The organism is Novosphingobium sp. PASSN1, from assembly GCF_002278815.1.
Genome location: NZ_NKIS01000006.1, coordinates 136,418 through 160,509 on the forward strand (window position 1 = coordinate 136,418; position 24,092 = coordinate 160,509).

Here is a 24,092-nt window from a genome sequence, read left to right on the forward strand (position 1 = left end):
CCCGGTGACTACCGCTGCAGCGGCGCCATCGCCACAAGAACCTGCCGCCCGCTGCGCCGGGTTTCGAAGATCACCCCGGCCACATGCAGCAGGATCAGCAGATAGAGCAGATTGGCGGCAACTTCGTGGATCTCGCCCACAAGGCCTTCCTCGCCTTCGGACTCCCCGCCTTCATCGCCTTCTTCCTCGCCGCTTTCCGCATGGCTCGGCGCAGAAATCACCTCGCGGCCGCGCACCGCTTCATTGAAAGATGCCCCTTTCAGCGACGGCGGCCCGGCCATGGCAATGCCTGTGGCGATGATCGTCAGCAGGCAGGCCCAGATGGCATAGACCATCAGCGCGCCCAGCGGATTGTGGGATGCATGATGCGTTACCGTGCCCGTGCGGATATCGCGCAGATGCGCCAGCGCCTTGCGCGGGCTCGGCCAGAACGCGGCAAAGCGCGCCTCTGCCGGGCCGATAAAGCCCCACAGCAGGCGCAAGGCCAAGACTGCGGCCAGCGCATAGCCCACCCAGACGTGCGCGCCGGATCCTTCCTCGGTCAGCAGCGCATTGGCCAGCACGGCCAGCGCAATCGACCAGTGCGTGATTTTGACAATGGGATCCCAGCGGCGGGCGGGTTTCGGTTGATCGGTCATGGCAAGCATCCTTTACGAAGGGTGCCAGCGGCGGCCCGGGACGGGGGGAAGAACGGGGCCAGCCGCTGACGCCGTGCACATGGCCAGCCACGCCCCGCCGCGCGAGCCGCGCCCCGCTTATGCGCGCCCGCCTAAGCCGCTGCTTACGCGGGCAAGGATGCTGCTAGAGCACTTTCCAGCCAGACGGGGCAGGCCCGGCCCCGCCTTCGCCAACTGTGTTGATCAGCACGTCCGCAGGCAGCGGCTTGTGGAATGCAATGCCGGCATCGCTGCCGTTGCTCCACACGATGTGGCCAAAAACCTCATGCGGCCCCACCGCAATAGCACATCGCGCCCGCGGTGCGGTGGCACCTGGCGCAAGGTCACCCGTGCGCCATGGCGCGATAGGTTCTGCATCACGCCGTCAGCCCGGGCTGGCGACCGAGATCAGGATCAACTGCCGCTCCGCATCGATTCGCCGATGGTGGCGGCGATTGCCAAACCCTGTTGCGCGGCTTCGCGGGGATGTCATGCCGCTACGCTCCAGCGCTCATCATTCTGCGCCCATTCGTCCTGCGCCAACGCAGCCTGATCCATCCCCTCGGCCCGCGCCCGCTCGATGCATGCTCTCACGTGCGCGCCGCTCTGGCGCATCGCCCAGCCCCGGCACCAGTCGAGCGCCGCAACCGTCTCTCGAAACGCGCAACGCTCCGAATGGTTGACCCAGCGCAGCACGACACACCAATCGCATAACCGCAGCCACAGCGCACGCTGTTCAGCCACGGCACGCGCAAGTTCGCCAACCGTTACCGCATACGCCCGGATCGTGATCTGCCCCGCCTCATAGGCGTTGAAAGTATCTTCCAGCTGGGTGAAAACACCCTGATAGTAAACAATTTTCTGCCTCATTAGACGAAGCAGCAATGCTGAAGCGGGATGCATCCTGGCCTCATGTCATGGGGTGATGGCAATCTTGCTCGAAGCGGCAGCGAAAGTGTTGTTGAGCTGGTTGCTGAAAGTGTGCAGCGAAGCGATGATCGCAACCGAGATCAACGCTGTCAGAATGCACAGCTCGATCGCGGTCGCCCCGCCCTTATCCTCCACCAGCAGGCGCCGAATAAACCGGGCCATCATGATGCGGCAATTCCGCTGTGATTCGTCAGTTCCGTGAATAATTCCAGTGCACCAATGGCCTGCCGCAACCGTTTCCGCAGTGCAGTTCCACTGTAATCAGCAAGATTATCCTCACGAATTACAAGGTCGACTGCCGTAAAAATTGGCCGAACGCCTGCCATCAAACCCTCCCCATTGGTGGCTGAACAATAAGCAATCATGCGTTAATCGCCTGTTTTTGTGCCGGTAACCAAAAGGGCTGAGAGGCCGCAATTTCCACGCGGCTTGTCCAGCCAAGCCTTGCCCGGCCCGGCTCGCCGCAATTTTCCCTTGAGGATCAAGTCACTGCCATCATCGCCAGCAGGCATCGCTGCCCCTCGTTCGGCAGGCGCGACCATGCCCACCGCCAGCACCCCCCGCGCCGCACCCCCGTGCGCGCACCTGCAAGATACCTATCCAGACTACCGGCAGCGTGCAGCACCCCTTGGGCTGGAGATGAATTCCTGGTCCGCGCCGCCACAGGAAACAATTCGTCATGCCGCAGACGATGTCAGGCAATGAACAGCCACCATCGGAAGGAGCACTGATTCCGCAACGAAGGCTTGCCGCCCCTCCCGCCCCTCACTAGGTTCTGGATACAATCATGACTGCACCTTCCATTCTGCTGGTCGAAGACGATGTTTCGCTGCGCATGCTCACCGCACGCGCGCTGCGGGAAAACGGCTATGCCGTGCGGACGGCGGCAACCGGCGCCGAAATGTGGGTCATGCTCGAAGCCGAACCGGCCGAACTCGTCGTGCTCGATATCATGCTCCCGGGTGCCAGCGGCATCGAACTGTTCCGCAAGCTGCGCCGGCAGAGCGACGTTCCGATCATCTTTGCCTCCGCCCGTGGCAGCGAGGAAGACCGCGTGCTCGGCCTCGAACTTGGGGCCGACGATTACCTTGCGAAGCCCTACAGCGCACGCGAACTGATCGCCCGCATCGGTGCCGTGCTGCGGCGCGGTGGCGGCGAGGGACAGGGCGGCGGCGCGGCAAAAGGCGACGAACGCACCAGCGAAGTCCACTTCGAGGGCTGGACGCTGTCGCTCTCCCGCCGGGAACTGCGTTCGCCCAGCGGCGCGATGGTCGATCTCACCGGGGCAGAGTTCGATCTCCTCGCCACTTTCGTCGGCCACCGCCAGCGCGTGCTTGGCCGCGAACGGCTGATCGAGCTTTCGCGCACCCGGCTGGGCGACAGTTCGGACCGCAGCATCGATGTGCTCGTCAGCCGCCTGCGCCGCAAGCTCTCGGCGGGCGGGGGCGAGCCACCGATCGTTACGGTGCGCGGTGTAGGCTACATGTTCAAGGCGGAAGTCCGCCGAGGTTGAGACGCGTGCGCCGCATAGGGCTTCGCCGCCTTGGCCTGACCGAGCGGCTGCTGGCGATCCTGCTGCTGGTCGCTGCCGTCGATTTCCTCGCCAACACTTTCCTGTTCGATTCGGCGACGACGACAGCCGTGCAGCGCGACGATGCGGCACGGATCGGCGAGCATCTGGCTCTTGCCGCGCGCGCCGTGCGCCGGGAGGAACCTGCGCAGCGCGCCGAGGCTGCCCGTGGCCTCTCGTCCTCGCGCTTCGCACTGACATGGACGCCGCGTCCGGAAGCGCCCGCAGCAGCCACTCTCGATCCCGATCTCCCCGATCCCGATCTGGCCGCGCGGATCATGGCGGCCGGTCCCGCGCTTGGCACTGATGGCCAGCGCCTTGTCGTGCAGCACGCCCGCGGCAGCCGCGATATAGCCGGAACGCTCACGCTGCCCGATGGCAGCGCGCTTGGCTTCAGGACTTATGCCGGCGAAGTGCGGCTGCAGCTTTCCCTGCTGCAGATTCTGCCGATGCTGCTGCCCACGCTGCTCCTCGGCGCGTTGGCCTGGTTGATGTTCCGTGCGACGATGCGCTCCCTGCAAACCCTGGTGAAAGCGCTTCGCCATATCGAAACACCAAGCCTTGGCGGCTTGCCGGAACGCGGACCGGACGAAGTGCGCCGTTTGATCCGCGCCTTCAATCAGATGCAGCGCCGCATCCAGCGCCAGCAGGCCGAACGCACGCAATCCATGCTGGCAATCGGCCATGATCTGCGCACACCGCTGGCCCGCCTGCAGCTGCGGCTCGATGGTCTGCGGCTGGAAGACGAAACGCGCGCCGAACTCGAGCACGATATCGGCGAGATGCGGCACTTGCTCGAATCGCTTCAGGCCTTCGTGGAGGCTGGTGGCACCCAGATCCCGCCGCAGCGCATCGATATCGCGATCATGGCCGCCACGCTGGTCGACAGCGCCGCCGATCAGGGGTTCGATGCGCACTATAGTGGCCCGGAAAGCCTCGAAATCACGGCGCGTGCCATTTCGGTCCGCCGGGCGATCTCCAATCTGATCGACAACGCGCTGCACTATGCCGGCAGTGTCCGCGTGTCGCTCGATACGGACCCCGATTCCGTGATCATTCGGGTCGAGGATGATGGCCCCGGCATTCCCGAAGACCGCATGGAAGACGTGTTTCAACCGTTCTTCCGGCTGGATACGTCGCGCGCGCGCGATACGCCGGGGATGGGGCTGGGGCTGTCGATCGTCCAAGCGGCCATACGCCTTGAAGGCGGCACGCTGACCCTGATGAACCGGGCGGGGCCGGGCCCGGCACAATCCGAAGCGGACGGCAGCGGCCTCATCGCCCTGATACGCCTGCCCCTGCAGATCGGCGGCTAGAGCCCTCAATCGTCCTGTGCAGAAATGTCGGCCCGCTCTGACTGGCTGCGCAACGGACGTGGCCGCAGCCTCGCTTCGAGCGCCGTGAACTCTTCACCCGCTGCGCGCTGCTCCAGCGCCGATTGCAGCGCGCGGTAGTTCGCCAGCACGTCTGCCCCGTCTGCCGTCAACCTCGCGCCGCCGCCGCGTCCGCTCCCGGGAGATGTTTCCACCAGCGGCGCGGCCCAGCAGCGGTTCATCAGATCGACGAGCTGCCACGCGCGGCGATAGCTCATCCCCAGCCGCCGTCCCGCGCCAGAGATCGAGCCTTCCGCGGCAATGGCATCGAGCAGATCCGCCTTGCCCGGCCCCATGGCAATCGCCTGATCGCACAGAATCTGCAGCTTCAATTTGAGGGCGGGCCGGGCAAGGGTCATGCTGGGCAGCGTAGTGCGCGCCAATGCCTTGCTCAACCATATCGTTCCGGACCTTGGCGTGCCCGCCAGCATCAGAGGGACAGGGCCGGTCCGCCGCGGACAAAACGCCGGTCGTCAAGCGGCGGCGCGCGCACCGCTCAGCATGCGTTCGGCCAGCATGCGGCCGGAAACCCAGGCGCATTCAACCCTCGGGCCGAGCAGCCAATCCCCGCAGGCCCCAATTCGTTGCGCTTCATTCCAAAGGCAGCCCAGCCCCGTGCCTGCCGAAAGTGCATAGCGCCAGCGGTGAACAGAGTGGGCGAGCGGAGCCAACCGCAGAGTGCCCGCAGCTTCGGCAAGAGCGGTGAGCAGCAGCGGTGCAATCTCATCAGGGCTGCGTTCAAGGTTGGCGGCCGACCACTGCGGAGTGGCCTGCACCACCCAGCTTTCGGGGCCGCTCCGCCCCGGCTTGGCGCTATCGCGCGCAGCCCAGGCGAGGATGCCGTGATCGCGCACGATATCCGCAGCAAGCGGCAAGGGCTCGCCAAACGCGAACATCCCGCTCCAGCAGGGTTGCGAACGCGCGAACAAGGCGGTCCGGGCCAGTTCAAAATCGTGCAGCGTGAGGATCGGGGCGGCTTGCTCTGCGGGGAGGGCGAGGACAGCGGCATCGAAACGTTCGCCAGGAAGCCCTTCGCCCAGCAGCCGCCAGTGCTGGTCTTCGCGCGCGAGGCCGCTGACATGGTGCGAGAAGCGCACGGTATGCGCAGCAGCCATGGCACGCACGACGGCGTTCATCGCGGGCACGCCGATCCACGCATCATCGCGCGCGTCGGGCCAGCGCACGGCAAGGCCCGACGCGGCCCAGCGCGCCACTTCGGCGGCAAACCGGGGATCGCGCACGGTGAAATACTGTGCGCCGAAATCGAAGGAGGCTTCGCCGTGCAGGGTTTCCAGACGGCGCGATGCCATCCGCCCGCCTGCCTTGCGGCCTTTGTCGAACAGGGTAACCTGCCAGCCTTCCGCGGCCAGAACATCCGCACAGGAAAGGCCTGCAATTCCGGCCCCAATGATCGCAACGCTGGGCATCTTCCTGACTGCCGTTACTTCCGGCCCATCAGCGATAGCACTTCCTTGCGGCTGCTGGCGTCTTCAAGAAAACAGCCCAGCATGCGGCTGGTGACCATGCCGACACCCGGCGTGCGCACGCCGCGTCCGGTCATGCAGCCGTGCTGCGCTTCAATCACCACGGCAACGCCATGCGGCTGGAGGTTTTCCCAGATGCAAGTGGCGACTTCGGCCGTGAGCCGTTCCTGGATCTGCAGGCGGCGGGCATAACCGTGCAGCACGCGGGCGAGCTTGGAGATGCCGACGACGCGATTGCGCGGCAGATAGGCGATCGAGGCCGTCCCCGTGATCGGGGCGAGGTGGTGTTCGCAGTGCGACTGGAACGGGATGTCGCGCAGCAAGACGACTTCGTCATAACCAGCCACTTCGCTGAAGGTGCGGCGCAAGTGCTGGCCGGGATCTTCCTCATAACCCGCACAATATTCCCGCCAGGCCCGGCCAACGCGGCTCGGCGTATCGGAGAGGCCTTCGCGGTCCGGATCATCGCCTGCCCAGCGCAGCAGCGTACGGATCGCTTCCTGAACGGGCTGAGGAACAACAAGTTTCCCGTCTTCGTCGCGCGCTTCGAACTCGTGAGTGACGTAATTCATGGGTGCGCTCCGTTGGCGAAAAACATGGCGCTCGCCGGATTGGCTGCGCTGACAATGCAGAAACCGGGCACAAATGCGTGCGGTGCATATTGCAGCACCGTCGCGAATGGGTTTACCCACACTGCAATCTTGGGTCTAAGGATCGGGACGGGGCCGGTTTTTGGGAACATGGACCTAAGGGCAATTGCGCGAAGCGCGCCGGAGCCGAAGGAAAAGAATATGGCAATTGGCGCAATGATCGAAAATAGTCTCGTGGCAGCGGTGGTGAGCAACCCGCGTCTGCCCGATAATCCCATCGTGGATTGCAACGCGGCGTTCATGGAACTCACCGGCTATGGCCGCGATGAGATCATCGGGCGCAATTGCCGCTTTCTGCGCGGTTCCGGGACCGAGCCGGAACTGACCGAACAACTGCGGGCCGGCATTGCGGCGCGCGTGCCGGTGATGGTCGAACTCCTCAATTACAAACGGGACGGAACGCCGTTTCGCAACGCGGTGATGATTGCGCCGATCTTCGATGCCGCAGGCGAGCTCGAATGGTTTCTGGGCAGCCAGGTGGAAATCGCCGGGGCCGCCGACAACGTGCCAAGCGCCCGCGCCGTGGAAGCGCGGGAAAAGGTTGCCTCGCTTTCACGGCGGCAGCGCGAAATTCTGGAGTGCATCGCGGCGGGTCGGCTCAACAAGCAGATCGCCTATGAGCTTGGGCTGAGCGAGCGCACGGTGAAGCTCCACCGGGCTGCGGTGTTGCGGGCGCTTGGCGTGCGCACCAGCGCGGATGCGATCCGCATGGCGATCGAGGCCGGGCTCTAGGACAGCCAGGGGCCCGCAGCCCACGGCGGAGCACGTTGCCCTCCGGGACAGGTTGAGAGCACGGGGCACGAAGCCCACCTGATGGGTATCGGGTCGATGGAGCAAAGCTCCTCTTCGCGGTCGCAACCGGGTGCGAGCCTGCCGGTCCCCCCGCTTCACCGGGAGGTTCGCACCTTAAGCCTCACGCAGGCGGTCAATCTCGTTTCGGATCAGGTTGGCATGGACCCGGGAGAAAGCCCCCGGGGCCATGCGCGATGATCACACCGCGGCACGGCGGCGGGTCCGAAAAGATCCCCCCCGGTCCCCATGGAACCGGAGGGGCAGGCTGCGTACTTCAAAGCCCGCGATCAGAACGCGGCGGTGACCGAGACCACGACCTTGGAGCCAGCAATCGTCTTGCCGTCCTTGGTCGAGGAGAAGTTGGGCTGGAGATAGAGGGCCTCGGCATCGCTGATATCGGTATCGACATAAGCGACACCGAGAATGAGTTTGCCAACCGCCACATCGGCGCCAAGCAGCCAGTCGAAATACTTGCCGGTCGGCGCGACGCTGGTGCCGTTCGGACCGAGGCCCGAGTTGCCCTTCGAGTAGCCGACGTGGCCCTTCAGCGTGATCGGCGTGCTCGGAATGGCGGCGGCAGCATCGGTCCAGATGTAGAGGTTGTCTTCCTTGGCCCCGGGGTTGTCGGGCGTGCCGGTCTGAGCCGAAGCGCCGGTGTTGTACCACTTGCCGAGCGCCACCTGCTTGGGCGCATAAGCAACGCCGGCAGTGAGGCTGGCTGGCCCGACGGTGCCCGAAAGCTTGATATAGGGTTCAGCGAAGGTAGTTTTACTGGAGCCGCCCGGATACGTGTAGACCGTGACGCCAACATCGAGCGCAGCGCTCTTGCCCACGGGCAGCTTGTACCCGGCGATGAGATCGAGTTCGAGGTTCGGACCGCCGAAGGTGCCCCAACCGGCAAGGTTCGACGACCAGAAGCCCGCATAGGCGCCACTTTCATGGCTGACGGTGATGCCGCCCTGGACGGCCGCGCCGCCATTCGACTGCGAGACGCCGCGATACCGGTAGTCCGACACCAGAGCGACGCTACCGGAAACGGTGATGGGCGGGGGAGGTGCGGTTTCCTCTGCCTGGGCAGCGGTGGCGCTCAGGGTGGAGACGGCGGTCAGGACAGCCATGGTGGCGAGACGGAATTTCATGTGGAACGACCTCCCTGGGGCGAAGCCCGAGATTTAGGATACCGTTCCTGCCTGCGACCGCTTGCGCCTGGCATCTCATTAGATGGTGCCACGTCACGTGCGATGCAGTAATACTTATGGTGACAATCTTGCTGGATAATTGCTGAATTGTTTCCAAAGATTGCTATCCATGCTGCAATGCAAAAAACTGCTGCTGAGGCATTTTTGCAACATCTGGCGGACCGAACCGAGCAGGCGCAGGGGCGCACGCCGGTTCTCGGGCTGGGGAATGCCTTCAGCCCGTCAGCCGGAAAGCGCTCAAACGCAGATCCTTTGCGTCTTGGCACCTTTGCACAGGCGGTCGCTTTGCTGTTCAGTCGGCCGCCGTCAATGCTTGTCAGAGGCTGTCAGAAGTGCGCGACCGCCCTGCCCCGCACCGGGAAGCGGTAGCGGGGAGGTAACAGACAGCCTCTCCGTTCTGCCACGTAACCATCAGGCCAAGCCTGCTCCGCGCAAGCTGGTGAGGGCCTGGTTCAGACCAAGGTGGCCGAAGATGCGCCGAGTTCGGCGAAGTAGCGCGCCATGGCATCCGCCGCCTTGTCGGTCAGGGTGATGAACGCCCGGCGGCGGTCGGTCTCGTCATCCACGCGCTGGAGCAGGCCGGCATCGGTCATCTGACCGATCCAGCGCAGCGCAGTGGTTGGCGGAACGCCTGAGGCGATGCACAGCGAGGTGACCGAAACGCGCACATGTTCGGCGCGCGCGGCGGTGAGATCGAGCAGCATGTCCCATGCCGGATCGGCGAACAGATCCCCTTCGAAAAACCGGGCCCGGAGCTGCCGTTGGCGGATGATCTTGCGCACCAGACGCGGATCGGGAAGCGGCGGACGCGCAGCGCGCACGAGGCGGTCAGTCCCTTCGTCGATCCGCGCATCATCGTCTGCGCCTTCGAACCGGAAGGCCGACGGCTGGGCAGCGGTTGCTGCGGAACCCGAAGACAGCGCCTCAAGCTTCTGGGCGATCTGGCCGACTTGTTCGGTAAGCCGCAACAGCGCGAGCCGATCTTCCTCGGAGAGTTCGCGCACGCGGTTGCCGGCGCGGGCCAAAGTGCGGCCCAGCGCAATCACTCGATCCGCCCTGCTGGGCGTGACGAGGATCTGCGCCTCGCTTTGATCAAGGCAGCCAAACACATCATCCAGCGAGCCGATGCTGGTCGAGACAACCAGCTGCGCCCCGCTTTTGGCCGCGCGCAGATCGAGCCGGGCCAGCGCAGCGAGTTCGGCGCCATCGATCACCGGGCAATCGACCAGCACGAGATCGCCGAGGGCGGGGCCAGTCTCTGCCACGAGCAGATTGCCGAGATCGCTGGTCTGCGCAATGCGCAGGCCGGCAGCGACCGCATCCTCCTCCATCTCCGCGCGCAGATAACTGCGGTCCGCAAAGATAGAGACGGCAAGGGCCGAAGTACCGCGATCCTGAACCCGTCCCTGAATTCGATCCCGCATTTCAACGACGCGCGGTGCCAAACCATCACCCCTGTTTGCGTCGGTCCTGCCGTAGTCGAACTGACTGGCCGCCTGTCCCATCGAAAGTGCACTCCGTAAAAGCCCGTATGCGAACAAGAGTGGAACAAAACAAGTTCAAGTCAAGATCATATTCCTCCAAACTGGATGAAGGCTAGGCGAGCAGGCCAGAGTGGCAGGCTGCAAACAGCGCAAATCCAACCGTTTCCTGCCGAATGATCGGGATGCATTCCGCAGTGCGGCATTTGCGTCGTGGAATAGATCCACGCGCGTTTTCAGCCTCGCCGGACTGTCCGGCGAGGTCTGATGGCCAAGATCACACCCGATTCGGGCGCAGTCGGCGTCAGTCGATAAAGGGATCGCGCACGAGGATCGTATCCTCGCGCTCCGGGCTGGTGGAGACCAGCGCCACCGGCGTTTCGATCAGTTCCTGCACCCGCTGGATATACTTGATCGCCTGCGCCGGGAGATCGGCCCACGAGCGGGCACCGGCAGTGGTGCCCTGCCAGCCGTCCATTTCCTCGTAGATCGGCTCGACCGCAGCCTGATCGGCGGCGTGGCTGGGGAAATAGTCGAGCACCTTGCCATGCAGGCGGTAGCCCGTGCAGATCTTCACCTTGTCGAAGCCATCCAACACATCGAGCTTGGTCAGCGCGATGCCGGTGACGCCCGAAATCGCGCAAGATTGGCGCACCAGCACCGCATCGAACCAGCCGCAGCGGCGCTTGCGGCCCGTAACGGTGCCGAATTCATGGCCGCGCTCACCCAGCCGCTGGCCGACTTCGTCTTCAAGCTCGGTCGGGAACGGACCCGAGCCGACGCGGGTGGTGTAGGCCTTGACGATACCGAGCACGAAGCCGGTGGAATTGGGGCCGAGACCCGAACCCGAAGCCGCCGTGCCCGAAACCGTGTTGGACGAAGTGACGAACGGATAGGTGCCATGATCAACATCGAGCAGCACGCCCTGCGCCCCTTCGAACAGGATGCGCGCGCCGGCTTTCCGCACCTTTTTCAGGCGCTTCCACACCGGCTGAGCGAATTGCAGCACGAACGGCGCGATGGCGCGCAGCTCATCGAGCAGCGCGGCGCGGTCTACCGGCGGCTGTCCGAATCCGGCGCGCAGCGCATCGTGGTGCGCGCAGAGCCGGTCGAGCTGCGAATCGAGCGCATCGAGGTGCGCCAGATCGCAGACGCGGATCGCGCGGCGGCCGACCTTGTCTTCATAGGCCGGGCCGATGCCGCGCCCGGTGGTGCCGATCTTGCCCGAACCGGCAGCGGTTTCGCGCAGGCCATCAAGATCCCGGTGGAGCGGGAGGATCAGCGGGCAATTGTCGGCAATCGCGAAATTCTCGGCGTTGATCGAAACGCCCTGCCCCGTCAGCTTCTCGATCTCCGCCTGCAAGGCCCAGGGATCGAGCACGACGCCATTACCGATGATCGACAGCGTGCCGCGCACGATGCCCGAAGGCAGCAGCGAGAGCTTGTAGACCGAGCCATCGACCACCAGCGTGTGGCCGGCGTTATGGCCGCCCTGGAAGCGCACCACGGCATCGGCTCGGCTTGCCAGCCAGTCGACGATCTTGCCCTTGCCCTCATCGCCCCACTGGGCGCCGATAACGGTCACGTTGGCCACGGTGCACGCACTTTCTGTTGCAGTTCGAAGTCGGCTGGCGCCCTACGGGAGTGTAGCGACAAGGGCAAGGCGTGAAGGGGGCGCAAAGGGCGTGGGGCGTGAAGGCTTGCAGGCCGCGCCAGACTTCTGGCATGGCAGCGCAATGACCCAGACATTCCCCATCACCATCTATCACAACCCCAAGTGCGGCACATCGCGCAACACGCTGGCGATGATCGAGGCCGCGGGATACGCGCCTGATGTCGTCGAGTACGTCAAGGCGGGATGGACGCGCCCGCAGCTGGACGCGATCATCGCGGCAATGGGCGGCTCGGCGCGCGGCATCCTGCGCACCAAGGGCACCCCGGCGGAAGACCTTGGCCTCACCGATCCCGCCGCCGGCGACGAGGCGATTCTCGCCGCGATGGTGGAGTACCCGATCCTCGTGAACCGGCCCATCGTGGTCAGCCCCAAGGGCACGAGGCTGTGTCGGCCTTCGGAACTGGTGCTCGATCTGCTGGAGCGCAGGCCCGACAGCTTCACCAAGGAAGACGGCGAGGTCGTGAAGCTTTAAAGCTGAAGCTCTAAAGCTGAAGCTCTAAAGCTTCTGGGGCTCGCTGCCCGCCAGCACGTGCGTGCAGCCCAGCGCGTGGGCCGTATCCGCCTCGCTCAGCGCCGCCACTGTGCGCCAGCCGATGCTGCGCAGGCGGGCGGCCACATCGCGGTCGTGGCCCAGCGGCAGGAACACGCTGTCCTCGCCGCGTTCGGCTTCGGCGACGTGGGCAATGAGAGCATCGGGATAGAGCGAGAAGCCGGTAGCGGCCTCATCCTTGCCAGCGCCCGCGATGCGGTACGTGCCGCCGCGCCCAAGCGCGCCGCGCGCGCCATCGGCATAGAGCGTGAAGCCCAGCCACGACTGGTATTCGAAGCCATGCCGCTCTGATGGATCGAGCGTGAGGCGGGCCGCGCCGCCCAGCGCGGCGGCAATCTCGCGCAGCGCGGCAATGCGGCTGGCCAGCGCGCCGCGCCCCTGTCCTTCGGCATCGATGGCGGCCAGCTTCTCGATCGCCGTGTTGAAATCACCGGTCGCATAAAGCAGCGGGACATAGGCCTCACCGCCCGCATCGACGAGGCCGCCCGCGTCCTTGGTGTCGAGCTCGCGCCGCACCGCCTCGATCTGCTGCAGCGCCAGCGGGAAGGCTTTCTCGGCCAGCGTATCGACGAGATCGGGCAGCGTGAAATCGACGCTGACGCCTTGCGCGCCCGCCGCCTGCAGTGCCTCGATGGCGACGGCAACAATCTCGCACGCCGCCGCCACGTTGTCTGCGCCGATCAGTTCCGCACCGCACTGCAGCCGCTCGCGCGCCGGATCGAGCGCGTCGCTCTTGATGGTGAGCACCTGCCCGGCGTAGCACAGCCGCAGGGGGCGCACCGCGGCGGCGAGGCGGGTGCCGGCAATGCGGCCGATCTGCGGCGTGTGATCGCTGCGCAGCGCCATCATCCGCAGGCTTGCGGGATCGACGAAGCGGAACATGCGGCGGCCAGAATCGGGGGGATTGATCCCGTCCATCCGCGCGGCGAGGCTGCGCTCGAACTCGATCATCGGCGGCAGCACGCGGTCATAGCCGTGACCGTGCATGACATCCTGAATGGCGCGCATCACGCGCGTAGTAGCGGCGGCCTCGCGCGGCAGGCGGTCTTCAAGGCCCTCGGGCAGGAGATCGGGGTTCGGTTCGGTCATGGCAAAAGCGCCCTAGCCTAGGCCACGCGGGATGCGAACCCCAATTGCGCGGGGTGGCGTGAGGGCGCGGCGGCTGGTTTGCGCGCCGCTTGCTGATTTTCGCTGATGCAATGACATTTCGCATAGCAGAAATGCCTAGGCTGCCCGTAGTATTCCCCAGATGACTCGGCCGCGCATGCAAGGGGACTGGTATGACAGCGTATAATTTCAGCGACTTGACCAATGGTCAGCACGTTGCATTTGACCCGTCGAAAGATGTCCTCGCGTTCAATGCGGCGGGAATTACCGCGCGGTCTGTCCAGCTCCTGTTCCAGACCGGCGGACTAGCCTTGTCTGTGGGCAGCAAGACAGTGAACCTTGATGGCGTGAATGCGGCAGATCTTTGGGACAAGTCCTTCACCTTCCTGTCAGGCACCAAGCTGTTGCTCGGCGCGGCGCAGTTTGACGGAACGCGCGACTGGTGGGGCCGCACCTACAACCTGACCGCAGGCGACGACCAGGTATGGGGCCTCGGCGGCGCGGACATCGTTCACGCGGGCGCGGGGAACGACCTTCTGGTCGGCAACATCGCACCAACGCTGTTAACGCACGTTTCGCGCAAGGGCGATGTCGGCTCTCCTGTCGCCAGTTCTCAGCCGGCGGTCAGCGCCGACGGGAACAAGGTGGTCTTCCAGAGCAACTGGACGGGTTTTGGCACCAAGGGCTTCGATGGCATCATCGTGAAGACGATGTCCACCGGCCGCACGGTCGATGAAAACCGCAGTGCCGATGGTGCACCCGGCGGTTCGGGAGCAGGCAGCCCTGCCATGTCGGCCGATGGCAACTTCATCGCCTTCTTCGGCAAATCCACCAACCTTGTTCCGGGTGATGCCAGCGGCGCGCTCTACGATGTCTATCTTGCCAACACGACGACGAAAGAGATCGTGCGCGTGTCGACCGCCAGCGACGGATCGCTCGCGGTCGATGGTCGTTCGGAAAATCCCGACATCGCGCAAGGTGGGCGCTATGTCGTGTTTCAGAGCCTCACCTCGAACTTCGCTCCGAATGGTTCGGCGTTGCAGACTGACATCTTCCTGAAGGATGTTCAAACCGGAAAGCTCACCCGGCTCTCGACCAGCGTGACCGGGACCGATGGCAACAACGAAAGCATCAATCCGCACATATCGGCCAATGGTCGCTACGTTGTCTTCCAGAGCGAGGCGAGCAACCTCGTGGCGAACGACACCAACGGCTATTCGGACATCTTCCTGTGGGATTCGGTCAGCAAGAAGCTGTTGAACATCACCAAGGACCTGCCCGTCGATACCAACCCCTTCAACACCGTCACCAATGCCGATATCGCCGTGCGCGATAACGGCGACGTGATCGTGGTGTTCGAAACCGGTCGCAACCTGCTGGCTGCAGACGACCACAACAGCACCGATGTCTACGCGCTCAACGTGACGACCGGAGCGGTCCAGCTTGTTTCGGCCAAGGCGGACGGAACGGGCGTCGGCGTTGCAAGCGGCGACGCCTCGATTTCGGACGACGGGCGCTGGGTCGTGTTCACAGGCGGATCGGACCTGCTCGTTCCGGGCGATTCCAATGGCTATGCCGATGTGTTCGTCAAGGATCTGCTGACCGGCGAGATCGCCCTGGTTTCGCGCACGCAGGGTGGGGTTGCCGCCAATCAGGCCAGTGGGCGTGCCTCCATATCGGCCGGCGGCGATTTCATCGTCTTCGAGACGCAGGCCGACAACTTGTCCTCGACCGATGCCAACGGCTCGTTCTCCGATATCTATCGCGTGTCCAACCCGCTGCTTTTCGACGATCTCTACGGCGGGGCGGGGAACGACACCTACATCCTCACGCGTGCGGACCACGTGATCGAGAAATTAAACGAAGGACGCGACACAGTGCGCGCCTCGTTCAGCTACACGCTGGGCGCCAATGTCGAGGATCTGGTCCTCACCGGCACAGGCGGGTTTTCGGGCACGGGTAACGCGCTGGCCAATACCATCACCGGCAACGGCGGCGCCAACACACTCAGCGGCGGCGGGGGCAACGATGTCCTTTATGGCAAGGCCGGCGCGGACAAGATCACGGGCGGGGACGGCAGTGACAAGCTCTATGGCGGCGCAGGTGGCGATCTGCTGACGGGCGGAACGGGGAACGACCGCTTCACCTTCGATTCTCTCGCCGGCAGCGACCGGATCAGCGATTTCGCTTCGGGCGTGGACAAGATCGTGGTCGGCGTGCCGCAGCACGCCATCGGTGATGGCGATCTCCTCATCGAAGGCGCGGTCATACGCGCCGCGCCCGGTGGCTTTGCCGCGAATGCGGAACTGGTGATTTTCAGCAAGAACGCTGCGGGCCTTTCGCTTTCGGATGCAGCCGCAACCATCGGTTCGGCCAACAGCGCAATCGCCACGGGGCAGGAACGCCTGTTTGTCGTCGACAACGGCAGTTCGAGCGCGCTGTTCCTGTTCCATTCCAGCGATGGAAACGCGGCCGTGTCGGCCACCGAACTGACGCTGCTGGCGACGCTGACGGGAGCGGCTTCCACGGCGCTGGGCGATTATCTGCTGATCTGAGGCGCGCAGCCCCTGCAGGGCGCGTCGCTGTGCCGTGCCCGGCAGGCAGCGACGCGGCTCGACATCAATGGAATATATCGGTCCAGAGCATCCACTTGCCGCCCACCAGCTTGTAGACGACGACGGCGGTGACGTTGGCGTGAACGGAGTTGGCGCCCTTGGTGGCGTATTCCACGCGCGAGATTTCGCGGATGTAAGTGGGGGAGAGGCGCTCGGTTTCGAGGACCGTCAGCTTGAGGTTGGCGAGCGCGCCGGTTGCACCGACCCAGAAGGCGGTGATGTCTGCGCCCTTGTAGAGCTTGTTGTCGCCGGGGAGCAGCGTGGCATCGGGGGCATACATTGCGCCCACCGCTGCGCCGTCACCTTTGTTGAACGCGGCGGCGAGGGCATCGTCCGCCGCCTGGATCATCGCGTTGTCGTTGGCGAGCGCCGGCGTTGCCGAAAGTCCGAGCATGGCCGCAGCCAGCAGCATCTTGCGCATCATGTGTAAGCCCCCGTGGGAATGATCCCCCAAGAAAGGAAGGCTATGCACGATTGCCAGCGAGGTCAAACGCCATCGGAGCCTGTGCCCGAAGGACCGGACTGCCCGAATGGGCACGTCAGATCAGGATGTTGTAGACGATGAAATCGCTCGCCGTGAGGACAGGGTGGCTGGCGGTCCCGATGGTTGCGAAATGGACCGCAGCGACACCGCCTGCGCCGTCGGCATCGTAGTAGAGCTTGCCGGTCGCCGTGTCATAGATCAGGCGATCGTCGGTATCCTGCGCCGTCTGCGCTCCGTCAGCGGCGAGGAACGCGCCGGGATCGACAGCGCCTTGGGCGAGGCCATTGAACCGGCCGAACTTGAGCGCGATCAGATCGCCTTGCGCGTGCCGGAAATCGGTGATCGTATCCTGCGTGACAGCGCCAGCGTATGGATCGAAACCGTTGTCTTCGAAGATGAAATAGTCCTTGCCGGTGCCGCCGGTCAGCTGATCGTTGCCCGATCCGCCATAGAGCCGGTCCTCGCCCGCACCGCCGGAAAGCCTGTCGTTGCCCAGAAATCCGTAGAGCCGGTTTGCCCCGGCATCGCCGATCAAGCGATCACCAAACGGGCTGCCGCCAAGATCTTCGATGCTGCTCAGAACGTCCATGCCCTGGCCGGTGTTCTGCGCGCCGGTCTGCAAAAGGCTGACAATCACGCCTACGGTGGCATCGCTGTAGCGCGCCCGGTCGATCCCGCTGCCGCCGATGATGGTATCGTCGCCTGCGCCGCCGGTCAGCCAGTCATTGCCCGCGCCGCCATCGAGCGTGTCGTTCCCGGCGTCGCCGTAGAGTTCGTCTCTGCCCCCGCGGCCCAGCATGGTGTCATTTCCGCCGTGGCCATAGGCGATATCGTCGTCCACGCTGAGGCTGAACCTGTCGTTGCCGCGAAACACGGCTTCGGTCAGCGCGGCGTCCTTTGTCGCATCCGCACGGGCCGCCGCGATGGCGCTGGCGGTGATCTTGAGGCCGGTGATCGAAAAGGCCACGGTCTGGTTGGCGATGGGATCGGAAAACCGGCCGGAAGTGCCGACAATCGCGTTTACCGTGCCCGCTGTGATCCGGTCATTTGCCGCATCGAACACGAAGCCGCTGCCGCCGAAATGATACGGGAAAATTGAATTCGCCACCGCGATATTGAGGACATCGACATAAGTCGTCGCGCCGACTTGCAGATCGCTGTGCGAGAGATTGGAGTCAGTCGCCGCGCGGAAGATCTCCGCCAGCGAAAACGCCGAGTTATCATAGGCGGCAACAGACTTGATCGAAGCCATCGGGTGTCCTTCCGCGATCAACCCTATCGCCGGGACAGCCACGACACAATTCGGAAAGCCGCGAATCTGGCGTGACCGCAGACGCGCCAAGGACGTTCCCCGGCGACCCGTGCGGCCACCGGGGAACTTTCAGGATCAGAACTTCAGCGCGCGCACCGTGCGCACGCCCGGCACCGAGCGGGCTTCGGCCAGCACGGCCTCGCTCACCGGGGAGTCGACCGAGAGCAGCAGCACCGCCTCACCGCCCGCTTCGCGGCGGCCGAGGTGGAAAGTGCCGATGTTGATCCCGGCCTTGCCGAGCAGCGTGCCGATCGAGCCGATGAAGCCCGGCGCGTCGGAGTTGACGATGTAGAGCATGTCGCCCGCAAGGTCCGCCTCGATGCCGATGCCGAAGATTTCGACCAGACGCGGATCGCCGTTGCCAAACAGCGTGCCCGCGACCGAGCGATCACCCTGCGCGGTGCCGACGGTGACGCGCACGAGGGTGTGGTAGATGCCTTCGCGGTCGTGCCGCACTTCCCGCACATCGAGCCCGCGTTCCTTGGCGAGGAAGGGCGCGTTGACCATGTTCACGGTCTGCGAATACTGCTTCATCAGTCCCGCGAGCACCGCGCCGGTGATCGGCTTCTGGTTGAGCTGCGCAGCGGCACCTTCGACTTCAATGGCGATCTTGGTCAGGTTGTCGTGCGCAAGCTGGCCGACGAGGCTGCCTAGGCGTTCGGCGAGCGCCATGTAGGGCTTGAGCTTCGGCGCTTCCTCAGCCGAGAGCGAGGGCATGTTGAGCGCGTTGGTGACGCCGCCGGTCACGAGGAATTCGGCCATCTGTTCGGCCACCTGCAGCGCGACGTTGACCTGCGCTTCGGTGGTGCTCGCGCCGAGGTGCGGGGTGCAGATGAAGTTCGGCGTGCCGAACAGCGGCGATTCCTTGGCAGGCTCGGTCTCGAACACGTCGAGCGCGGCACCGGCCACGTGGCCCGCGTCCATCAAGTCCTTCAAGGCGGCTTCATCGATCAGGCCGCCGCGCGCGCAGTTGATGATGCGCACGCCCTTCTTGGTCTTGCCGAGGTTGTCGCGGCTGAGGATGTTCTTCGTCTCGCTGGTGAGGGGCGTGTGCAGCGTGATGAAGTCTGCCTTGGCGAGCAGGGTTTCGAGATCAGCCTTTTCGACGCCCATTTCGATGGCGCGTTCCGGCGTGAGGAAGGGGTCGTAGGCGACAACCTTCATGCGCAGGCCGAGCGCGCGGCTGGCGACGATCGAGCCGATATTGCCCGCGCCGATGAGGCCAAGCGTCTTGCCGGTGACTTCGACGCCCATGAAGCCATTCTTCGGCCACAGGCCCGCTTGCGTCTGCGTATTGGCTTCGGGGATCTGGCGGGCGAGCGCGAACATCAGGGCAATGGCGTGTTCGGCAGTGGTGATCGAGTTGCCGAACGGGGTGTTCATCACCACCACGCCCTTGGTCGAGGCATAAGGGATATCGACGTTGTCGACACCGATACCGGCGCGGCCGATGACCTTGAGGTTGGTGGCGGCATCGAGGATCGCCTTGGTCACCTTGGTCGAGGAGCGGATGGCGAGGCCATCATAGTCGCCGATGCGGGCGATCAGTTCTTCGGGGGTTTCGCCGGTGATGACGTCCACGTCGCAGCCGCTTTCGGCGAAAATGCGGGCGGCGTTGGGGTCCATCTTGTCGGAAATGAGAACGCGGGGCTTGGTCATGGTGAATGTCCTTGGGCAGCATCCCCGCATGGGCGGGGAGCTCGGTGGTCTGGAAAGGGTGCGCCCCCGCGGCTCGCAGGGGCGCTCGCTATGCGAGGATCAGGCGGCCTTGACTTCGGCCCAGGCCCAATCGAGCCAGGGGCCGAGATCGGCGATGTCTGTGGCATCAACAGTCGCGCCGCACCAGATGCGCAGGCCTGCCGGTGCGTCGCGGTAGCCCGCCACATCGTAGGCGGCACCCGCCTTTTCGAGCAGGCCCGCAAAAGCCTTGATCAAGGCTTCGTCCGCGCCTTCAACGGTGAGGCACACCGAAGTCATCGAGCGCGAGGCGGGATCGGCGGCGAGATGGCCGAGCCAATCGCGTTCCTGCACCAGCTTGTCGAGCGCAGCCGAATTGGCGGCGCAGCGGGCCTTGAGGCCTTCGAGGCCGCCGACCGACTTGGCCCATTCGAGCGCGAAGATCGCGTCTTCGACCGCGAGCATCGAGGGGGTGTTGATCGTCTCGCCCTTGAACACGCCCTCGGTGAGCTTGCCCTTGGAAACGAGGCGGAACACCTTCGGCAGCGGCCAGGCGGGGGTGTAGGTTTCGAGGCGTTCGACGGCGCGGGGGCCGAGGATGAGCACGCCGTGGCCGCCTTCGCCGCCCAGCACTTTCTGCCAGGAGAAGGTGGCGACGTCGATCTTGTCCCACGGAATGTCGTAGGCGAAGACGGCGCTGGTCGCGTCCGCGAAGGTCAGGCCTTCGCGGTCGTCGGGGATCCAGTCACCGTTCGGGACGCGGACGCCCGAGGTGGTGCCGTTCCAGGTAAACAGGACGTCATCAGCAAAGTCGACGGCGGCAAGATCGGGAAGCTGGCCGTAATCGGCGCGGATCACGGTGGGATCGAGCTTGAGCTGCTTGGCGGCGTCGGTCACCCAGCCCTCACCAAAGCTTTCCCAGGCCAGCGTGGTCACGCCGCGGGCGCCCAGCATCGTCCACATCGCCATTTCGAAGGCGCCGGTATCCGATCCGGGCACGATGCCGATGCGGTGCGTATCGGGCAGGCCCAGCACGTCGCGCATCAGATCGATGCAGAGCTGCAGGCGTGTCTTGCCGATCTTGGACCGGTGCGAGCGGCCAAGGCATTCGACGGCGAGTTTGGCGGGATCGTATCCGGGCGGCTTGGCGCAGGGGCCGGACGAAAAGTGAGGGCGCGCGGGTTTGCGCGCCGGCATTTGTGCAGTCATGTAGTCTCTCCTCGCAGAGAGCACGCGCGGCGTTGGGACCGCGTGGCCCGGAGCCGCTCATAAGGCCGGGCAGCGACCTGTCAACCTGCGTTGGGGTGCGGGCTGGTCTTAGGATTGAATGTAAGGCGAAATTAACCACGCGCGGCGCACAATCAGCGCATGGCCCGCCCGATGCTCTTCGCGCTTGTCCCCCTGCTCGCCCTCGCGCTCTCCGCGTGCGCGTCTGTGCCGGAGCCTGCGCGGCGGCCGATGCGCACGGTGACCACGTGGAATCCGCCTGCCGCGCCCGACGGCCGCATGTGCCTGACCAACCTCAGCCGGAGCGACGCCGACTTCACGCAGCTGCCGGACCAGTATTACGGCGCGGGGTGTTCGGCGGTGGGGGCGGTGCGGCTGGCATCGCTGCGTAGCGATGGCGGCGTGCTCCAGCTTTCGAATCTTGGCCCGGTTACCTGCCCGCTGGCAAACACGCTTTCCGGCTGGGCGCGCTTTGGCGTGGACCGCGCGGCGCGGGCCATGCTGGGCAGCCCGCTGGTGCGGATCGAGACTATGGGCAGCTATGCGTGCCGCAATGTGGCCGGGACCAATCGCCTGTCTGGCCACGCCAGCGCCAATGCGGTGGACGTGGCCGGGTTCGTGCTCGTAGACGGCAGGCGAATCAGCGTGCTGCGCGATTGGGACAATCCCTCGCCGCAAATCCGCGCGTTCCTCGGCGCTGTGCGGGATAGCGCGTGCAAGCGTTTCGGCACGGCGCTGAGCCCGCAATACAACGCAGCGCACCGCGATCACCTGCATCTTGAAGTGGGCGGCGGACGGCCTTTCTGCCGCTGAGATCAGGTTTCGCAGATCAAGCCGCGATATCGCCCAGCCCGGTAGCTTCGATGCGCAGGCGCACGGCTTCAGCGGCGTGGCGCGCGCCGAGTTTGCCCATCATCTTCATGCGATGGATTTCCACGGTGCGCGGGCTGATTTCCAGTTCGCGCGCGATGGCCTTGTTGCTGCAACCTTCGGCCAGCCGGTCCAACACTTCGCGTTCGCGCATCGAGAGGCGCGAGATGCGCTGGCGGGCTTCTGCGGATCGGGCGCGCTGCTGGCGCTGGGCATCGGCTTCACGCGCGCAGCGGGCGACGGCTTCGTTGAGCGGGGCGATCTGTTCGGGCACGGTGAGATAATCCAGCGCGCCCGCCTTGATCGCGGAGACGACGGCGGTGATCGTGGGCGCTTCGGCAATGGCGATGATGGGCAGCCATTGCCCGGCGCGCACCATGGCGGCGACGAGGTTCGTGATCCCCTCCCCCACCGGTTCATCCTGCGCGAGGACGAGGCCCCCCGACGGCGCATGGCTGAGCAGCTCATCCGCGTGGGCATAGATTTCCGCATGATGCCCGGCGGCAAATGCGAGACGAGCGAGCTGGGCCCTGCGGGCGCTGTCGCTATCGAGAACATGGAGGGTGACGCGTTCGATCATGGGTTAACCAAACCACGGACCGACCACACCACGCCAACGCGGTTAGTTTCGTTCTGAACCCACAAGCGCGGCTTTCACGCACTAAATATGGCATTCCCTAAGGGAATTATACTCGGGAATGGACCCAATAGCCCCGCAATGGTGCTTAGTAGCGCCCCTTCGGCGCTGCCCGCAGCAGGAACCTATATGGATAAGGAGTTTTACGTAAGGGATCACGCCGTTAACGATGTGCGCGCAGCGAGCCGCGATCGGGGCGGCGATCAGGCGGGCGGATCGTCGAAGCTGTAGTCCGGCAGCGAATAGAATGCCGAGCGCAGCGCCTCTCCCCAGCTGGACGAGATCAGCTTGAAGAACGGGTCTTCGGCGGTGATGCGCTTGTGGTGGAGCGGCTCGAACCGGTCGCGCTCGATCACCATCAGATCGAACGGCAGGCCGACCGAGAGATTGGCCGCGAGCGTCGAATCGAACGAGACCATGAGGAGCTTGACCGCATCCTCGAAGCTCATGCCCTTGTCATAGCCGCGCACGAGGATCGGGCGGCCATATTTCGTCTCACCGATCTGGAAGAAGGGCGTATCGAACGAGGCTTCGATGAAATTGCCTTCGGGGTAGATCAGGAAGAGGCGCGGCTCCATATCCTTGATCTGGCCCGCCACGATCATCGAGGCGGTGAAGCGCGGGCCTTCCGACTGCATCCCGGCATCATCCTGCCGCCCTTCGATCACATCGCGCAGCAGACGGCCAACGAGGGTCGCGATCTGGAACATGGTGGGGGCTTCGAGGATCGAGGGCCGCCGATCACCGGGCGCCTTGGTGCGTTCCTCAAGCTGGCTGATGACGGCCTGCGTGGTCGCGAGATTGCCCGCGGTCATGATCGTGATGATCCGTTCGCCCGGCACGTTCCAGGTGAACATCTTGCGGAACGTGGAGATATTGTCGACGCCCGAATTGGTGCGGGTGTCGCTCATCAACACGAGGCCCTTGTCGAGCACCATCCCCACGCAATACGTCATCGGCCCAGCCCCTTCCCCGCGCCGGTTCACTGTTCCACACGCTGCTGGGCAACCGCAAGCGTCACGTGCAAGGTTTCGTCATACGCACCGTAGCGGATGCCGGTAACGGGGGCGGCATCGCGGTAATCACGGCCGGTGGCAACGCGCACATAATGCGGATCGGGCGAGATGCCGTTGGAGACATCGAAGCCGACCCAGCCCAAGCCTTCGACCATTGCTTCGGCCCAGGCGTGGCCGGCATCCTGCTCCACCCGGTCCTTCATCATCAGGTAGCCGCTGACATAGCGCGCGGGCACGCCGAGCGCGCGGGCGGCGGCGATGAACACGTGGGCGTGATCCTGGCAGACGCCGTGCCCGGCAGCGAGCACGGCTTCGGCATTGCTCGCCGTATCGGTGTGGCCGGAACCATAGTCCACCGCGCCGCGCACGAGGGCGGAAAGCGTGTGGAGCTTTTCCAGCGTATCCTGCTTGCCCGAGAGACCCGCGATCAGCGCGCGCAGACGGGGGCCGCCAGAGGTCAGTTCGGTCGGCTGGCGGAAGTGCCACAGCGGAAGATAGCCCGCGTGGCTGCCAACGATACCCGCCTTGTCATTCGTATCGACCACGCCTTCGCAGCGGATGGTGACTTCCGTCACGCCCGGCTCGAACGCGATCAGCGTGACGTGGTTGGCGTTCTCGTCATCGTATTCGACTTCCAGCCGCGCGCCTTCGAGGCCGATCTTCCACGCGACGATGGACTGGCCCGCGCTCGTCTTGGGCGTGAGCCGCAAGCGTTGCAGCCCGCGCGCGGCGGGGGCGGAGAAGGTATAATGCGTGGTATGATCGACCCAGAGCCGCAAGTGCCCAA

At 64.8% G+C, this 24,092-nt stretch carries 25 protein-coding genes; 6 read left to right on the forward strand and 19 right to left on the reverse strand.

From position 1 onward, the window contains the following. Window positions 1-8 precede the first annotated feature (8 nt). The 5 genes from CFE35_RS11755 to CFE35_RS11775 all read right to left on the reverse strand — a co-directional run bounded on the left by CFE35_RS11755 (window position 9) and on the right by CFE35_RS11775 (window position 1,912). Window positions 9-638 carry a cytochrome b/b6 domain-containing protein gene (locus CFE35_RS11755; protein WP_292930786.1) on the reverse strand — a complete coding sequence of 210 codons (630 nt, stop codon included), beginning with the start codon at window positions 636-638 and terminating at the stop codon, window positions 9-11. A 163-nt stretch (window positions 639-801) separates the two neighbouring features. Continuing rightward, complete coding sequence (locus CFE35_RS11760) at window positions 802-924, reverse strand: hypothetical protein (protein WP_292930787.1); 123 nt, start codon at window positions 922-924, stop codon at window positions 802-804. 221 nt (window positions 925-1,145) lie between these two features. Continuing rightward, a complete protein-coding gene (locus CFE35_RS11765; protein ID WP_292930788.1) occupies window positions 1,146-1,559 on the reverse strand; it encodes a hypothetical protein in 414 nt (137 codons plus the stop codon). A gap of 12 nt (window positions 1,560-1,571) precedes the next feature. Beyond that, entirely contained in the window at window positions 1,572-1,748 is a 177-nt protein-coding gene (locus CFE35_RS11770; protein ID WP_292930789.1) for a Flp family type IVb pilin, read from the reverse strand. Then, window positions 1,748-1,912, reverse strand: a complete 165-nt coding sequence (locus CFE35_RS11775) for a hypothetical protein (protein WP_292930790.1) — start codon at window positions 1,910-1,912, stop codon at window positions 1,748-1,750. Before CFE35_RS11775 ends, CFE35_RS11770 begins: the two co-directional genes overlap by 1 nt. Window positions 1,913-2,373: 461 nt before the next feature. Here CFE35_RS11775 and CFE35_RS11780 point away from each other — a divergent pair, with 461 nt between their 5' ends. Continuing rightward, window positions 2,374-3,099: a response regulator transcription factor gene (locus CFE35_RS11780; protein WP_292930791.1), complete on the forward strand. Its 726-nt coding sequence runs from the start codon at window positions 2,374-2,376 to the stop codon at window positions 3,097-3,099. A gap of 5 nt (window positions 3,100-3,104) precedes the next feature. Next, window positions 3,105-4,472: an ATP-binding protein gene (locus CFE35_RS11785; protein ID WP_292930792.1), complete on the forward strand. Its 1,368-nt coding sequence runs from the start codon at window positions 3,105-3,107 to the stop codon at window positions 4,470-4,472. 5 nt (window positions 4,473-4,477) lie between these two features. On the opposite strand, the gene CFE35_RS11790 is transcribed toward CFE35_RS11785, so the two are convergent. From CFE35_RS11790 to folE, 3 genes are all read right to left on the reverse strand, one after another. Further along, the gene (locus tag CFE35_RS11790; RefSeq protein ID WP_292930793.1) at window positions 4,478-4,888 is read right to left on the reverse strand and encodes a LysR family transcriptional regulator; all 411 of its coding nucleotides are present in this window, start codon (window positions 4,886-4,888) and stop codon (window positions 4,478-4,480) included. A gap of 114 nt (window positions 4,889-5,002) precedes the next feature. Further along, entirely contained in the window at window positions 5,003-5,956 is a 954-nt protein-coding gene (locus tag CFE35_RS11795) for an FAD-dependent oxidoreductase (protein WP_292930794.1), read from the reverse strand. Window positions 5,957-5,970: 14 nt separating this feature from the next. Then, on the reverse strand, window positions 5,971-6,585 hold the full coding sequence (folE, locus tag CFE35_RS11800; RefSeq protein WP_292930795.1) for a GTP cyclohydrolase I FolE: 615 nt from the start codon (window positions 6,583-6,585) through the stop codon (window positions 5,971-5,973). Between the two features lie 219 nt (window positions 6,586-6,804). Here folE and CFE35_RS11805 point away from each other — a divergent pair, with 219 nt between their 5' ends. Next, the gene (locus CFE35_RS11805; protein ID WP_292930796.1) at window positions 6,805-7,395 is read left to right on the forward strand and encodes a LuxR C-terminal-related transcriptional regulator; all 591 of its coding nucleotides are present in this window, start codon (window positions 6,805-6,807) and stop codon (window positions 7,393-7,395) included. A gap of 347 nt (window positions 7,396-7,742) precedes the next feature. Here the strand turns inward: CFE35_RS11805 and CFE35_RS11810 are convergent, their stop codons facing one another. The 3 genes from CFE35_RS11810 to CFE35_RS11820 all read right to left on the reverse strand — a co-directional run bounded on the left by CFE35_RS11810 (window position 7,743) and on the right by CFE35_RS11820 (window position 11,729). After that, on the reverse strand, window positions 7,743-8,594 hold the full coding sequence (locus CFE35_RS11810) for a TorF family putative porin (protein WP_292930797.1): 852 nt from the start codon (window positions 8,592-8,594) through the stop codon (window positions 7,743-7,745). Between the two features lie 512 nt (window positions 8,595-9,106). Further along, the gene (locus CFE35_RS11815; protein WP_292930798.1) at window positions 9,107-10,078 is read right to left on the reverse strand and encodes a winged helix DNA-binding protein; all 972 of its coding nucleotides are present in this window, start codon (window positions 10,076-10,078) and stop codon (window positions 9,107-9,109) included. A gap of 361 nt (window positions 10,079-10,439) precedes the next feature. Continuing rightward, the gene (locus tag CFE35_RS11820; protein ID WP_292930799.1) at window positions 10,440-11,729 is read right to left on the reverse strand and encodes an adenylosuccinate synthase; all 1,290 of its coding nucleotides are present in this window, start codon (window positions 11,727-11,729) and stop codon (window positions 10,440-10,442) included. 142 nt (window positions 11,730-11,871) lie between these two features. Between CFE35_RS11820 and arsC the strand changes: the two genes are divergently transcribed. Continuing rightward, window positions 11,872-12,282, forward strand: a complete 411-nt coding sequence (gene arsC, locus CFE35_RS11825; RefSeq protein WP_292930800.1) for an arsenate reductase (glutaredoxin) — start codon at window positions 11,872-11,874, stop codon at window positions 12,280-12,282. 24 nt (window positions 12,283-12,306) lie between these two features. Here the strand turns inward: arsC and CFE35_RS11830 are convergent, their stop codons facing one another. Beyond that, window positions 12,307-13,449, reverse strand: a complete 1,143-nt coding sequence (locus tag CFE35_RS11830) for an ATP phosphoribosyltransferase regulatory subunit (RefSeq protein WP_292930801.1) — start codon at window positions 13,447-13,449, stop codon at window positions 12,307-12,309. Between the two features lie 191 nt (window positions 13,450-13,640). On the opposite strand from CFE35_RS11830, the gene CFE35_RS11835 reads away from it, so the two are divergent. After that, window positions 13,641-16,022, forward strand: a complete 2,382-nt coding sequence (locus CFE35_RS11835; protein ID WP_292930802.1) for a hypothetical protein — start codon at window positions 13,641-13,643, stop codon at window positions 16,020-16,022. Between the two features lie 64 nt (window positions 16,023-16,086). On the opposite strand, the gene CFE35_RS11840 is transcribed toward CFE35_RS11835, so the two are convergent. From CFE35_RS11840 to CFE35_RS11855, 4 genes are all read right to left on the reverse strand, one after another. After that, entirely contained in the window at window positions 16,087-16,506 is a 420-nt protein-coding gene (locus tag CFE35_RS11840) for a nuclear transport factor 2 family protein (protein WP_292930803.1), read from the reverse strand. 115 nt (window positions 16,507-16,621) lie between these two features. Then, window positions 16,622-17,818: a calcium-binding protein gene (locus CFE35_RS11845; protein ID WP_292930804.1), complete on the reverse strand. Its 1,197-nt coding sequence runs from the start codon at window positions 17,816-17,818 to the stop codon at window positions 16,622-16,624. 135 nt (window positions 17,819-17,953) lie between these two features. Then, the gene (gene serA, locus CFE35_RS11850) at window positions 17,954-19,537 is read right to left on the reverse strand and encodes a phosphoglycerate dehydrogenase (RefSeq protein WP_292930805.1); all 1,584 of its coding nucleotides are present in this window, start codon (window positions 19,535-19,537) and stop codon (window positions 17,954-17,956) included. 99 nt (window positions 19,538-19,636) lie between these two features. Continuing rightward, a complete protein-coding gene (locus CFE35_RS11855; RefSeq protein ID WP_292930806.1) occupies window positions 19,637-20,764 on the reverse strand; it encodes a phosphoserine transaminase in 1,128 nt (375 codons plus the stop codon). Window positions 20,765-20,923: 159 nt separating this feature from the next. On the opposite strand from CFE35_RS11855, the gene CFE35_RS11860 reads away from it, so the two are divergent. Further along, window positions 20,924-21,595 carry an extensin family protein gene (locus CFE35_RS11860; protein WP_292930807.1) on the forward strand — a complete coding sequence of 224 codons (672 nt, stop codon included), beginning with the start codon at window positions 20,924-20,926 and terminating at the stop codon, window positions 21,593-21,595. Window positions 21,596-21,611: 16 nt separating this feature from the next. Here CFE35_RS11860 and CFE35_RS11865 read toward each other — a convergent pair whose 3' ends face one another. The 3 genes from CFE35_RS11865 to CFE35_RS11875 all read right to left on the reverse strand — a co-directional run bounded on the left by CFE35_RS11865 (window position 21,612) and on the right by CFE35_RS11875 (window position 24,084). Then, complete coding sequence (locus CFE35_RS11865) at window positions 21,612-22,232, reverse strand: LuxR C-terminal-related transcriptional regulator (protein WP_292930808.1); 621 nt, start codon at window positions 22,230-22,232, stop codon at window positions 21,612-21,614. 260 nt (window positions 22,233-22,492) lie between these two features. Further along, window positions 22,493-23,245, reverse strand: coding sequence for a proteasome-type protease (locus tag CFE35_RS11870; RefSeq protein ID WP_292930958.1), 753 nt, complete (start codon window positions 23,243-23,245; stop codon window positions 22,493-22,495). Between the two features lie 26 nt (window positions 23,246-23,271). Beyond that, window positions 23,272-24,084, reverse strand: coding sequence for a transglutaminase family protein (locus CFE35_RS11875; protein ID WP_292930809.1), 813 nt, complete (start codon window positions 24,082-24,084; stop codon window positions 23,272-23,274). Window positions 24,085-24,092: the final 8 nt, after the last annotated feature.